The 12,769-nt window shown below is 71.2% G+C and carries 14 protein-coding genes; 11 read left to right on the plus strand and 3 right to left on the minus strand.

The genetic code is table 11. The features are described from left to right. Positions 1–212: 212 nt before the first annotated feature. The 4 genes from B4E30_RS14175 (at position 213) to B4E30_RS14190 (ending at position 2,674) form a co-directional block, all read left to right on the plus strand. Positions 213–956, plus strand: coding sequence for a DUF72 domain-containing protein (locus B4E30_RS14175; RefSeq protein ID WP_414683220.1), 744 nt, complete (start codon positions 213–215; stop codon positions 954–956). Between the two features lie 98 nt (positions 957–1,054). Next, entirely contained in the window at positions 1,055–1,648 is a 594-nt protein-coding gene (locus B4E30_RS14180; protein ID WP_286795728.1) for a sulfite oxidase-like oxidoreductase, read from the plus strand. Beyond that, positions 1,645–2,370 (plus strand): FAD-binding oxidoreductase, encoded by a 726-nt coding sequence (locus B4E30_RS14185; protein WP_286795730.1) that lies wholly within the window; start codon positions 1,645–1,647, stop codon positions 2,368–2,370. Before B4E30_RS14180 ends, B4E30_RS14185 begins: the two co-directional genes overlap by 4 nt. Positions 2,371–2,374: 4 nt before the next feature. Beyond that, positions 2,375–2,674 carry a DUF6510 family protein gene (locus tag B4E30_RS14190; protein WP_194384618.1) on the plus strand — a complete coding sequence of 100 codons (300 nt, stop codon included), beginning with the start codon at positions 2,375–2,377 and terminating at the stop codon, positions 2,672–2,674. A gap of 1 nt (position 2,675) precedes the next feature. Here B4E30_RS14190 and B4E30_RS14195 read toward each other — a convergent pair whose 3' ends face one another. Both B4E30_RS14195 and B4E30_RS14200 read right to left on the minus strand, forming a co-directional pair. Further along, positions 2,676–3,131, minus strand: a complete 456-nt coding sequence (locus tag B4E30_RS14195; protein WP_071043999.1) for an SRPBCC family protein — start codon at positions 3,129–3,131, stop codon at positions 2,676–2,678. 83 nt (positions 3,132–3,214) lie between these two features. After that, positions 3,215–3,508 carry a hypothetical protein gene (locus tag B4E30_RS14200; RefSeq protein WP_286795733.1) on the minus strand — a complete coding sequence of 98 codons (294 nt, stop codon included), beginning with the start codon at positions 3,506–3,508 and terminating at the stop codon, positions 3,215–3,217. Positions 3,509–3,675: 167 nt separating this feature from the next. Here B4E30_RS14200 and B4E30_RS14205 point away from each other — a divergent pair, with 167 nt between their 5' ends. Further along, a complete protein-coding gene (locus B4E30_RS14205) occupies positions 3,676–4,020 on the plus strand; it encodes a sugar ABC transporter ATPase (protein ID WP_286795735.1) in 345 nt (114 codons plus the stop codon). A gap of 27 nt (positions 4,021–4,047) precedes the next feature. Here B4E30_RS14205 and B4E30_RS14210 read toward each other — a convergent pair whose 3' ends face one another. After that, positions 4,048–5,280: an MFS transporter gene (locus tag B4E30_RS14210; RefSeq protein WP_286795736.1), complete on the minus strand. Its 1,233-nt coding sequence runs from the start codon at positions 5,278–5,280 to the stop codon at positions 4,048–4,050. Positions 5,281–5,533: 253 nt separating this feature from the next. Here B4E30_RS14210 and B4E30_RS14215 point away from each other — a divergent pair, with 253 nt between their 5' ends. The 6 genes from B4E30_RS14215 to B4E30_RS14240 all read left to right on the plus strand — a co-directional run. Beyond that, positions 5,534–7,084 carry a carboxylesterase/lipase family protein gene (locus B4E30_RS14215; protein ID WP_286795738.1) on the plus strand — a complete coding sequence of 517 codons (1,551 nt, stop codon included), beginning with the start codon at positions 5,534–5,536 and terminating at the stop codon, positions 7,082–7,084. Between the two features lie 46 nt (positions 7,085–7,130). Then, positions 7,131–8,147: a LacI family DNA-binding transcriptional regulator gene (locus B4E30_RS14220; protein WP_286795739.1), complete on the plus strand. Its 1,017-nt coding sequence runs from the start codon at positions 7,131–7,133 to the stop codon at positions 8,145–8,147. Positions 8,148–8,236: 89 nt separating this feature from the next. Beyond that, positions 8,237–8,983: an L-ribulose-5-phosphate 4-epimerase gene (locus B4E30_RS14225; RefSeq protein ID WP_286795740.1), complete on the plus strand. Its 747-nt coding sequence runs from the start codon at positions 8,237–8,239 to the stop codon at positions 8,981–8,983. Further along, the gene (locus tag B4E30_RS14230) at positions 8,980–10,527 is read left to right on the plus strand and encodes a xylulokinase (protein ID WP_286795742.1); all 1,548 of its coding nucleotides are present in this window, start codon (positions 8,980–8,982) and stop codon (positions 10,525–10,527) included. The genes B4E30_RS14225 and B4E30_RS14230 overlap by 4 nt, the downstream gene beginning before the upstream one ends. Before the next feature lie 13 nt (positions 10,528–10,540). Then, positions 10,541–12,052, plus strand: a complete 1,512-nt coding sequence (araA, locus tag B4E30_RS14235; RefSeq protein ID WP_286795744.1) for an L-arabinose isomerase — start codon at positions 10,541–10,543, stop codon at positions 12,050–12,052. A 4-nt stretch (positions 12,053–12,056) separates the two neighbouring features. Further along, the coding region (locus B4E30_RS14240) for a galactose mutarotase (protein ID WP_286795746.1) at positions 12,057–12,769 on the plus strand (713 nt) is incomplete at its 3' end.

Raw genomic sequence — 12,769 nt, forward strand, 5'->3', positions numbered from 1 at the left:
CTACGAGACGTTCCAGAAGAAGGAAGACGGCTGCATCAAGGTCGTGCTGAGGCCGTGACGCTCAGCCCTTCATCCCGGCACGCGACGATGTCGGAGAATCGGCCCAACGTCGGAGGATTTTGGCCGCATCCTCCGACCTCGGCGCGATTCTCCGACATCGGAACCGCGTTGAGGGATGACCCGCCACGACTGGTTCGACGGAAAAGGAACGGATGAGACGCATGGCACCCGGCGAGGTGAGGATCGGGACGTCGGGATGGAGCTACGACCATTGGAAGGACGTGCTGTATCCGCCCGGCGCCTACACGAAGCGGCTTGAGGCCTACGTGGCCGAGTTCGACACCGTCGAGCTCAACGGCAGCTTCTACCGGTGGCCGCGTGCTTCCGTGTTCGAGGGTTGGCGCGAGCGGGTACCGCCCGGGTTCCTCATGGCCGTCAAGGCGCCCCGGGGTCTGACTCACGCCCGCAAGCTGCGCGACCCCGACGAATGGGGTCGTCGGATCGGCGACGGGCTCGACGCTCTCGGCGACGCCGCCGGCTTCCTCCTGTTCCAGCTGCCACCGGACTTCGAGCGCGACGACGAGCGCCTGGCCCGTGCGCTCGAGGCCATGCCGCGCGGGGTTCCCGTCGCCGTCGAGCTGAGGCATCCGTCGTGGAATGACGAGGCGGTCTACCGCCTGCTCGAATCGCACGGTGCGGCCTCCTGCGTGATGAGCGGGGCGCACCTGCCGTGTGTCCTGCGCGCCACGGCCGAGACCGTCTACGTGCGGCTGCACGGGCCGGACCACGAGCACCTCTATTCCGGGAGCTACAGCGACGACGACCTGCAGTGGTGGGCCGCGCGGATCACCGAGTGGCGCGATGGCGGGCATTCGGTCGTCGCCTACTTCAACAACGACGGCGAGGGGCATGCGGTGCGCAACGCGCGTCGGCTGAAGGGCATCCTCGGACTCTGATCCCCGGCACGGTCGCACGCGGCATCATGGTGCGACGGCGGGCCTGCGGCGTACGCTGATCGCATCGCGTCTCCGACAGCTTCAGGAAGGGCCCGACGATGGCCATCATCTCCCGCGGTTTCGGCTCTCGCCGGCGAGAGGCCGACCCGCGCCTCCCGCCCGGTCAGTACCTGACCCAGGACTTCCCCGTGCTCTCGGCGGGGCCCACGCCGAAGGTGAGCACCGACGAGTGGCGGTTCTCGCTGCGAACCGAGAAAGACGTCGTCACCCAGTGGACGTGGGAGGAGTTCCACGCCCTCGGGGTCGAGACGGTGAACACCGACATCCACTGCGTCACGCGATGGTCCAAGCTCGACACGACGTGGCGCGGAGTGTCGCTGGACCGTGTGTTCGCCGACGTCGACACCGACCACGCCTACGCCATGATCCACTCCTACGGCGGATACACCACCAACGTGCCGATGGCCGACCTGCTGGGCGGCAAGGCGTGGATCGCCTTCGAGTTCGACGGGGCGCCGCTGACGCCGGAGCACGGCGGCCCGGCGCGGCTCCTGGTCCCCCACCTCTACTTCTGGAAGTCGGCGAAGTGGGTTCGGGGGATCGTCATGCACAAGCGCGACGAACCGGGCTTCTGGGAGCAGAACGGCTACAACATGCACGGGGATCCGTGGAGCGAGGAACGCTACTGGTGACCGTTTCCGCATGGCTCCCGGCGCGCGTGGCGTCGGTGACGCCGACCACACCGCACGCCCGGGTGCTGATGCTCGACGTTCCGGGATGGCCGGGGAATCTCCCGGGTCAGCACCTGGATGTGCGGCTCACCGCCGAGGACGGCTACCAGGCGGAGAGGTCGTACTCCCTCGCCTCCTCGGGTGTTGGCGCGAGGGTCGAGCTCGCGGTCGACGAGATCCCGGACGGCGAGGTCTCGCCGTATCTGGTCCGCGAGGTGCGCGCCGGAGACGAACTCGAGGTGAAGGGTCCGCTCGGGGCGTACTTCGTCTGGCGCGCCGACGACCCGTCGCCGGTGCAGCTGATCGCCGGCGGATCGGGCGTCGTGCCGCTGGTCGCGATCGCTCGCGCCCGCATCGCCGCATCCGCTTCGGTCTCACCGATGCGGCTGCTCTATTCGGTGCGTTCCGCCGGGGACGCGCTCTACGCCGAGGAGATCTCGGCTTTCGAGGATCGAGGGATCACGACCAGCTGGGTGTACACGCGTACGGCGCCGGACGGCTGGAACGGCCGGACGGGCCGCGTCGACGCCGACCTCCTGGCCGACGCGGTGTGGTCGCCGTCGATGAACCCGCTGATCTTCGTGTGCGGTCCGACGGGCTTCGTCGAGGCCGTCGCCGATGCGCTGGTCGTCTCAGGACACGACCCGGGGCGCGTGCGGACCGAACGATTCGGAGGGAGCTGAGCTGATGAGCGCACATCATCCCGCAGGACCGGTAGACCCGGTCACGCCCGTCGACGGCAACGTGCTCGCGGGCCGCCTCGGTGCCCTCTTCGCCGTGGAGGTCACGACTCTCATCGTCGTGTGCGGCGCGTGCGGAGCGAGCGGAGCGCTCGCCGAGGCCGTCGTCGAACTCGACGACGAGGCTGCGATCGTGCGCTGCCGCGCGTGCACCCACACGCTGTTCACCGTGCTGGGAGACGACGAGGCGCCGGTGCTGCGACCCGCATCCCTCGCGAGCATCGCCGCACCGGCGCCGAAGCCGTGAATCAGCGCGGGACGTCGCCGCGCCAGGCGCCCGTCTCGGCGCCCTGAGCCTCGATGAACTCCTTGAAGTTCTTCAGGTCCTTCTTGACCGCGTGGCCGCCCGCGCCGACCAGATCGCCGATCTTCTCGAGCGCGCCCTGCGGCTCCCAATCGAGCTGAACGGTGACGCGGGTCGTGGTGTCGCTGAGCTTGTGGAAGGTCACGACGCCGGCGTGCTCCGTGTCGCCGCCCGTGCTGTTCCACGCGACGCGCTCGTCGGGATGCTGCTCGGTGATCTCGGCGTCGAACTCGCGCTCGGCCCCGCCCACCTTCACCTTCCAGTGGGTGTGCGTGTCGCCGGTCTGCGTGATCTCCACGACTTCGTCGAGGAACTTCGGGAAGCTCTCGAACTGGGTCCACTGGTTGTACGCGACCGTGACCGGCACGTCCACGTCGATGTTCTCGGTGATCTGAGCCATGAGAGTCCTTTCGTCGTCGGGTTCACGACGCTAGGCGTCGCGCGGAACCGGCCCGAGGGGGTTGAAGCCACCGGTGCACAGTGCTAGATCGCCTTCGCGAGCACATCCACGGCGTGCTCGAACCTCAGCGTCTGCACGATCTCCACCGCCTGGTCGTACCGTGCGCCGCCGAGCGCCACGAAGACGGCGCCGACGACGTCGATGAAGCCCACTGTCCGTCCGTCGACCGAGACCGCGTACCGGTCGAGGTCCACCAGGATCCACTGCACCCTCTCGCGCGCCTGGGCGGGCTCAACCGGTGCCCGGGGCGGAAGGGCACGCAGCGACGCGATCACGTCGTCGTCGTGAGCCGGCGGCTGATCCGTCTTCGGTGTCATGGTGGGTCCCCCTCCGTGCCGGAGCTCGTCCGGTCTCGTAACTGTGCGCCGCGCGGCGGTCCCGACCCAGGGGGTTGACAACGCCTAACGGATGCGCGCGCGGAGGGCAAGGGGGTGAAGCGAGCGCGGCCGCCGAGGGAACGTGGAGACGACGACAAGGAGGCGGCATGAGCACCGCGAATGAGATCCCGGAAGAGCGCGACGAGGAAGCGACCGTCGGCGCGCAGCCCGTCGCGGGACGCGACACGACCATCGAGCAGGACCCTGCGGCAGACCCGGCGCAGGCGGAATGGGAGATGACGCAACGCCGTGACGAGGGCGACCCCGACGTGCTCGACCCCTCGCCTGCGGCGACGGGGGACGACCCCGATCAGATCCCGGGCGACATCGATCAGATCCCCGTCGACGACCTTCCCGGCCGCGCCGGGCAGCCCGACTCGCAGGGGGAGGACCCGGTCGTCGCCGAACTCGGCGAGGAGGGCGAAGGAGACATCGGCCCGGCTGATCTCTGAACCGGGCCCGACCAACGTCGTCGGCGGTCAGCGCCCGCGCGTGTGCAGCGCGTTCGCGACGCCCGCGCCGAGCACGATCGCGGCGGCCGCGAGCGGCATCCACAGGGCGGTACCCGCGCCGGTCGATTCCGCCAGCGCGCCGACGAGGGCGGATGCTGCCGACTGGCCGACGATCACACCGGAACCCAGCATCGTCATCACCGTGGCGGAGCGCCCGGCCGGTGCGCGGCCGGCGGCGAGGGTGTACATCGTCACGAGGGTCGGCCCGATCCCGATGCCGACGACCAGCAGCGTGACGAGCATGCCGGCGACCGATGCGACGAGACCGAGCGCGATGGCGCCCGCCGCGAGCACGGCACCGAACGTCGTCCATCGGGCGGCGAGGGTGAAGCGGGCGGGGAAGAGGGCCACCGCGAGCGCCAGCGCGGCCGAGCCGAGCCCCATGGCGCCGTAGACGAGGCCGGCCTGCTCCGGCGCCCCGCGCTCAGCCATGAAGGCGGTGAGCGCGGTGAGCGCGCTGCCGAAGAACAGGCCCATGCCGAGCGTGCCGGCCACCGGCACCAGCACCCCGAATCGGAAGAGTTCGCGCACCGGTGCCCGCGAGGCGGGTGCGGCGTCGGCCGCACGCACTGTCGCGGTCGGGTGCAGCGCGAAGGCGGTGACGAACACGACCGCGAGCACGGCGGCGCCCACCACCGGTGCCGTCGGTCCCGCGGTCGTGGCCAGCAGCCCGACGACCACCGGTCCGAACACGAACGCCATCTCATCGGCGGCCGACTCGTAGGCCATCGTGCCGTTGAGCACGCGAGCCGCCCGCGGGCGCGGGTACACGCGCGTGATGATGCCGACCAGCCGGCTGCGTGAGAGGGGCGCGACCTGCGGCGTGGACGCCCCGATGAGGAAGGCGATCACGAGCAGCGTCGAGGTCGGTGCGGGGGAGAAGGCCAGCCACGCGATCAGCGCGAGGAGTCCGCTGTTGACGAGGCCGGCGATCAGCACCACCGGCCGCTGACCGTATTTGTCGGCGGCGGCCCCGAGCAGGGGGCCGATGAGGGCGGTGCCGAGGCCCGTCAGGGCCGAGGTCGCCCCGCCGAGGGCGATGGAGTCCCGGGCGGCGACGACGAGGGTCAGCACGCCGACCACCATCATCGCGAACGGGAGGCGGGCGATCAGGGCGATCGGGAAGTAGCCCGCGCCGGTCTGTCGCAGAAGCGACGCCGGCGACGATGCCGGCGTCTTGGGGGTGGCGCTCGTATACATCTTTCCTGTGTTCCTGCCACGGCCGGATGCCGTGGATGTGCGCCGCGGTCTGCGACGACTCGTGCCGCCTTGGCCGACCGCGGGCCGCCAGGTAGTTACACAACGGGATGACCACGACACTGTAGCCGGAACGCCTGGGCGCGCTCTGGGGAGAGCGCGGGGGTGAACAGTCGGTTGCCCGGATGGCGGGAGCGGTGCCCCAGCCGCCACAATGGAGGCTCGCGCGCCCGGGCGCGCCGGGGACGGAGGAAGCATGGACGACGCGGGAGAGCCGATGTCGGACGCGCCGATCGTGTCGTGCGCCGCTGGGGCCTTCGCGGGCGTCGAGCGTGACGGCGTGCGCCTGTTCGCCGGCATCCGCTACGCCGCGCCGCCGACGGGCGAAGCCCGGTGGCGCGACCCGCGGCCGGCCGCGGTGCCGGAAGGCGTGACCGCAGCCTCGGCGTTCGGGGCCGTCGCGCCGCAGCAGGTGAACAAGGCGATGGATCTCGGCCCCGATCCGGTGATGGACGAGGACTGCCTGTTCCTGAACGTGTGGGTGCCCGAGGGCGGCGTCCGGACGCGGCCGGTGATGGTGTGGGTGCACGGCGGCGCCTACACGTTCGGCGCGGGCAGTCAGCCCCTCTACGACGCTGCCCGCCTGGCTCGCACCGGCGATGTCGTCGTCGTCACCATCAACTACCGCATCGGCGGACTCGGCTTCCTCGACCTTTCCGGATTCAGCGACGGCGAGCACGTCTTCGACGGCAATCTCGCCCTCAAGGACGTGCTGGCCGCCCTCACATGGGTGCAGGCGAACATCGCGGCGTTCGGGGGCGACCCGTCTCGCGTGACGGTGTTCGGCGAATCCGCCGGCGGGGGCCTGGTCACGACGCTGCTCGCCGTGCCTCGCGCCGAAGGGCTGGTGCACCGTGTTATCGCGGAGTCGTCGCCGGTCTCCAGCGTGTACGGGCGCGAGCGCTCCGAGCGCGTCGCCGACCGCTTCCTCACGATCCTCGGCGAGCGCGACCCCGCGAAGCTGCGACGGGTGCCGGCCGAGCGCATCGTGGATGCCGCCACGCGCGTGTTCGCGGAGATCCCCGCCGCCGACCCGGGCACCATCGCGTTCTCGCCGATCATCGACGGCGATCTGGTGCCGGAGTCGCCGATCACCGTGCTCTCGGAGGGGCGGGCCCTTCCGATCCCGCTCCTGATCGGCACGAACAAGGACGAGGCGTCGTTCTTCCGCTTCATGAAGTCGCCGCTCCTGCCGATCACCGATGATCAGATCGCTCGGATGTTCGCCGACCTCAAGGTCGAGGATCCCCTTCTCACCCTCCCCGAGATGGAACAGGTGCGCACCGCCTACGAAGACACGCGGCATCGGGCGATGGGCCTCGGGATCGCGCGGGACGTCGGCTTCCGCATGCCCACGCTGTGGGCGGTGGAGGGCCATTCCCGGATCGCCCCGACCTACCTGTACCGCTTCGACCACGCCACGCCGTTCCTGCGGCTCATCGGCCTCGGTGCCACCCACGGCAGCGAGCTGCCCTATGTGTGGGGTGCTGTCGACGGACCGACGAAGGGACCGGTCTTCCGCCTCGGCGGCCGGCACGCGGCGCAGCGCATCTCGCACCGGGTGATGCGTCGCTGGGCGGCGTTCGCGCACGGGGGCGCCCCCGATGCCGCCGACGCGATCGCGTGGCCGGCCTTCGACGAGCAGCGTCGCGCGACGCTCGTGATCGACGGGGTCGACCGGGTGGTCGACGACCTCGACGCCACCCTTCGCGCCGGCTGGGGCGACGAGGTGCTCGCCTTCACGTGAGCGACGCTCCGGCGCGCGCGCCGAGCCCCCACTATTGTGAGGGGTCATGACCGACTCGTCCCGCTCCGGACGCACCGATACCGCGCGTGCGGGCGTGCGGCAGGTCGCCGAGCGGGCGGGTGTGTCGACGCAGACCGTCTCGCGCGTGATCAACGACCATCCGCACATCCGCCCCGAGACGCGGGAGCGCGTGCTCGCCGCCATGGCCGAGCTCGACTATCGGGTGAACAACGCCGCGCGCACGCTCGGCACGCGAACGACCCGCACCCTCGGTGTGATCGCCTCCGACGCGACCCTGTACGGTCCCGCGGTGGGGATCGCGGCGCTGGAGACGGCCGCCCGAGCCGCCGACCGGTGGATCGCGACGGCCTACGCCGACGCCGAGGACACCGCGTCGGTCGTCGAGGCCGCCGGCCGGCTGCGCGCGCAGGGGGTGGACGGGATCATCGTGCTCGCCCCGCACGAGCGCTCGTTCGACGCGGTGGTCGCCGCTCATGCCGACGTGCCCGTCGCGGCGCTGCACGCCGGCGAGGGATACCAGCGGCAGCGCGAGGGAGCGGCGCTCGCCGTCGCGCACCTGTGGGAGCTCGGGCATCGTCGCATCGCCCACCTCGCCGGCCCCGCCGACTGGCTCGAAGCGCGCGCCCGCATCGACGGTGTCCGCGAAGCGCTCGCCGCACGCGGGACGACGGGTCCGATGTGGGCGGGAGACTGGACCGCGGTCACGGCGGCGGCGCTCGCCCCCGATATCGCCGCGGCGATCACCCGTGCCGACGGCCCATCGGCGGTCGTCGCCGCCAACGACCAGATGGCGCTGGGTCTGATCGCCGGTCTCCGAGAAGCGGGACTCGACGTTCCGGGCGATGTGAGCGTGATCGGCTTCGACGACAATCCCGACGCCGCTTTCTACCGACCGTCGCTCACCACCGTGCGCATCGACCTCGCGGGCGAGGCCCGACGTGTCGTGGCGGCGGTGCTGGGTGCGCCCGTCGTGCCGTCGGCACCACCCGTCGTCGTGCCGCGGGCGTCCGCGGCTGCGCCGCGCGGGATGCAGCATCCTTGACGATGCGACTGGCGCCGGCGAATTGTTACCGGTAACATTGCGCGGGGCGGGGCATGCCGACCAACCGCACGAGACCCGACGGAGGACCCGTGACCGATTTCAGCGCCGAGATCAGCGCGTCCATCGACGCCGTGCGCGCGGACATCGCCCGCCTCCACGGCGAACTCGTGCGCTACGGCCTCGTCGTCTGGACCGGCGGGAACGTGTCCGGACGCGTGCCCGGAGCCGACCTGTTCGTCATCAAGCCCTCGGGGGTCTCGTACGACGATCTCGCGCCGGAGAACATGATCCTGTGCGACCTCGACGGTGCCGTCGTTCCGGGCACTCCCGGGAGCGAGCGCAGTCCGTCGAGCGACACCGCGGCGCATGCCTACGTCTACCGGAACATGCCCGAGGTCGGCGGCGTCGTGCACACCCACTCCACCTACGCGGTCGCGTGGGCCGCGCGCGGCGAGGAGATCCCGTGCGTCATCACGGGAATGGCCGACGAGTTCGGCGGCCCCATCCCGATCGGCCCGTTCGCGGTCATCGGCGACGACTCGATCGGCCGCGGCATCGTCGAGACCCTGCGCGGTCACCGATCCCGCGCCGTGCTCATGCAGAACCACGGGCCCTTCACGATCGGGGTCAGCGCGAAGGATGCGGTCAAGGCCGCGGTGATGTGCGAAGACGCCGCACGCACCGTGCACCTGGCCCGGCAGGCGGGGCCGCTCATCCCGATCCCGCCGGAGAAGATCGACGCGCTCTACTCCCGCTACCAGAACGTGTACGGGCAGACCTCAGACGAACGGCGGGACTCCGCCGACGCTCACGACCGGCGAGAGGACGCGCGATGAAGGGTGTACTGGGCATCGAACTCGGATCGACGCGCATCAAGGCGTGTCTGGTCGAGGCGACGGATCCGACCGCGGTGATCGCGACCGGGTCGTTCGCGTGGGAGAACCGCCTCGAAAACGACCTGTGGACCTACGATCTCGACGATGTGTGGCACGGGGTGCGCGCGGCGGTCGCGGACCTCCTGGGGGAAGCGCGCTCCGGCACCGGTGAGGCACCCGAGATCGTCGGGCTCGGGATCTCGGGCATGATGCACGGATACCTCGCCTTCGACGCGGACGACCGGCTGCTCGTGCCGTTCCGCACGTGGCGCAACACCAACACGGGAGCGGCGGCGGCCGAGCTCTCCGAGGCGTTCGGGGTGAACATCCCGCTGCGCTGGTCGATCGCCCACCTCCACCAGGCTCTGCGTGATGGTGAGGCGCACGTTCCGCACATCGCCTCCGTCACGACCCTCGCTGGATACGTGCACCGCCGGCTCACAGGCCGGCACGTGCTCGGCGTCGGCGACGCGTCGGGGATGTTCCCGATCGGCGCGGGCGGTGTCGCGTACGACGCCGATCTCGTCGCGAGGTACGCAGAGCTCGCGCCCGAGGTGGATCTGCTCGCGCTGCTGCCCGAGCCCCTCGCCGCCGGCGCCGAGGCCGGCCGACTCACCGCCGAAGGCGCGTCGCTCCTCGACCCCGACGGCGCCATCCCCGCCGGCCTTCCGATGTGCCCGCCCGAGGGAGATGCCGGAACCGGCATGGTCGCCACCGGCGCGGTCGCGCCGCGCACCGGCAACGTCAGTGCGGGCACGAGCATCTTCGCGATGGTCGTGCTGGAGCATCCGCTCGCCGAGGCGCATCACGAACTCGACCTCGTGACCACGCCCGCCGGCGACCCGGTCGCGATGGTCCACTGCAACAACGGGGCGAGCGAGCTCGCGGCGTGGGCCGGCATGTTCGAGCGCTTCGCCGCCGCGGCGGGATCGCCGCTCGCCTCCGACGCGGTGTTCGACGTGCTGTTCCGCGAAGCGCTGTCCGGCGCCCCGGATGCCGGCGGCCTGCTCGCCTACAACCACCTCGCGGGGGAGCCCATCGCCGGACTCGACGCGGGACGCCCGCTGTTCGTGCGAACCCCCGACAGCTCCTTCAGCCTCGCGAACGTCATGCGCGCCCAGCTCTACGGCGTCTTCGGCACCCTCGCGCTCGGCATGCGCGTGCTCGCCGGCGAGGGCGTCGCGATCGACCGGATGCTCGCGCACGGCGGCATGTTCCGCACCGCCGGAGTCGCTCAGCGCTTCCTCGCGGCGGCCCTCGACGCGCCCGTCGCCGTCGGCGAGACGGCGGCCGAGGGCGGCGCGTGGGGCATGGCCGTGCTCGCCGCCTACCGCGTGCACGGCGGCGATCGTGATCTGTCGACGTATCTCGACGACGAGGTCTTCGCCGGCGTCGAGGCCGACACGGCGCATCCGGACCCCGAAGACGTCGCCGGCTTCGCCGCCTACCTCGACCGCTACGCCGCCGGCCTGGCCGTCGAAGCCGCCGCCGTCTCCGCCCTGTGACAGAAGGACACCCATGACCCGCACCGCACTCGCGACCACCCTCGACGGATACGAGGTCTGGTTCGTCACCGGCAGCCAGAACCTCTACGGCGACGAGACCCTGCGCCAGGTCGCCGAGCAGTCGCAGGCGGTCGTCGCGGGCCTGTCCGGCCTGCCCGTGACCGTCGTGTGGAAGCCGGTGCTGAAAGACGCCGACAGCATCCGCCGCCTCGCCCTCGAGGTCAACGCCCGCGACGACGTGATCGGCGTGATGGCGTGGATGCACACGTTCAGCCCGGCGAAGATGTGGATCGCCGGCCTCGACGCCCTCCAGAAGCCGCTGCTGCACCTGCACACGCAGGCGAACGTCGAGCTGCCGTGGGCGGACATCGACTTCGACTTCATGAACCTCAACCAGGCCGCGCACGGCGACCGCGAGTTCGGCTACATCCAGACCCGCCTGGGCGTCGCGCGCAAGACCGTCGTCGGTCACGTGTCGAATCCCGACGTGCTGCAGCAGGTCGAGGACTGGCAGCGCGCGTGCGCCGGGTGGGCGGCATCCCGCACCCTCAAGCTCGCCCGCTTCGGCGACAACATGCGCTACGTCGCGGTGACCGAAGGCGACAAGACCGAAGCCGAGCTGCGGTTCGGCGTGCAGGTCAACACGTGGGGCGTGAACGACCTCGCCCGTGCCGTAACGCAGGCTGAGCCGCCCGCCATCGACGCCCTGGTGCAGGAATACGCCGACCTCTACGACGTGCAGCCTGAGTTGCTGCCGGGGGGCGCGCGCCACGCGGCGCTGCGAGACGGCGCCGCCATCGAGGTCGGCCTGCGCTCGTTCCTCGAAGAGGGCGGGTTCGGCGCGTTCACGACGAGCTTCGAAGACCTCGGGGCCCTCACCCAGCTGCCGGGCCTCGCCGTGCAGCGCCTCATGGCCGACGGCTACGGGTTCGGCGCAGAGGGCGATTGGAAGACCGCCGTGCTCGTGCGCATCGCGAACGTCATGGGGGCGGGACTTCCCGGCGGGGCCTCCCTGATGGAGGACTACACGTACGACCTCGTGCCGGGTGACGAGAAGATCCTCGGCGCCCACATGCTCGAGGTGTCGCCGTCGCTGTCGACGCAGCGTCCGCGCCTCGAGGTGCATCCGCTCGGGATCGGCGGCAAGGACGACCCGGTGCGGCTCGTCTTCACCGCGGACCCCGGGCCCGCCCTGGTGGTGGCGATGAGCGACATGCGCGACCGGTTCCGCCTCGTGGCGAACGTGGTCGAGAACGTCGAGGCGCCCGATCTGCCGAAGCTCCCGGTCGGACGCGCGGTGTGGAAGCCGGCGCCGGACTTCGCGACGTCGGCGGCCTGCTGGCTCGCGGCCGGCGCGGCGCACCATACTGTGATGACGACCGCCGTCAGCCTCGATGTGTTCCGCGACTTCGCGGAGATCGCGCGCACCGAGCTCGCCGTCATCGACGAGCAGACCACGGTGCGCGGATTCCAGCAGGAGCTGCGGTGGAACCAGGCGTACTACCGACTCGCACAAGGACTCTAGAACCATGGCACGAACCCCCGCGTCCGGCATCCAGCACACCATCCGGGCGGGTGAGTACGAGGCCGTCATCGCGAGCGTCGGCGCGACCCTGCGCTCGCTGACCTTCGCGGGCCGAGACCTGGTCGTGCCCTTCGGTGCCGACGAGGTGCGCCCGGCGCATCGCGGCGCGACGTTGGCGCCGTGGCCGAACCGCGTCGTCGACGGTGCGTACACGTTCGGCGGGCGCGACTTCCAGCTCGCCCTGACCGAGCCGGCACGCGCACACGCGTTGCACGGGCTGGCCACCTGGCTCGACTTCGCCGCCGTCGACGCGGGCGCCGATCACGTCGTGCTCGAGGCGGTCATCCCGCCGCAGACGGCCTATCCGTGGCGTCTGCTCGTGCGCGCGTCGTTCGCCCTCGGTGCGGATGGGCTCACCCAGTCGGTCACGGTGCACAACGAATCGGATGCGCCCGCGCCGTGGGGAACGGGCCCGCACCCCTATCTCGTGGCGGGTGAGGGCCGGGTCGATCAGTGGACTCTGACGCTGCCCGCCGATCAGGTGCTGGCCGTCACGCCGGAGCGGCTCATCCCCACGACCCTCCGCCCCGTCGACGCCGACGATCCGGCGCGGTTCGACTTCCGCGCGGCACGGCGCATCGGCGCCGTCGAGATCGATCACGCCTACACGGACCTCGTGCGCGACGGCGACGGTCACGCGACCGTGACGCTGACCGC

Source organism: Microbacterium sp. UBA3394, from assembly GCF_002358725.1.
In the GTDB taxonomy this organism is placed as follows: Bacteria; Actinomycetota; Actinomycetes; order Actinomycetales; family Microbacteriaceae; genus Microbacterium; species Microbacterium luteum.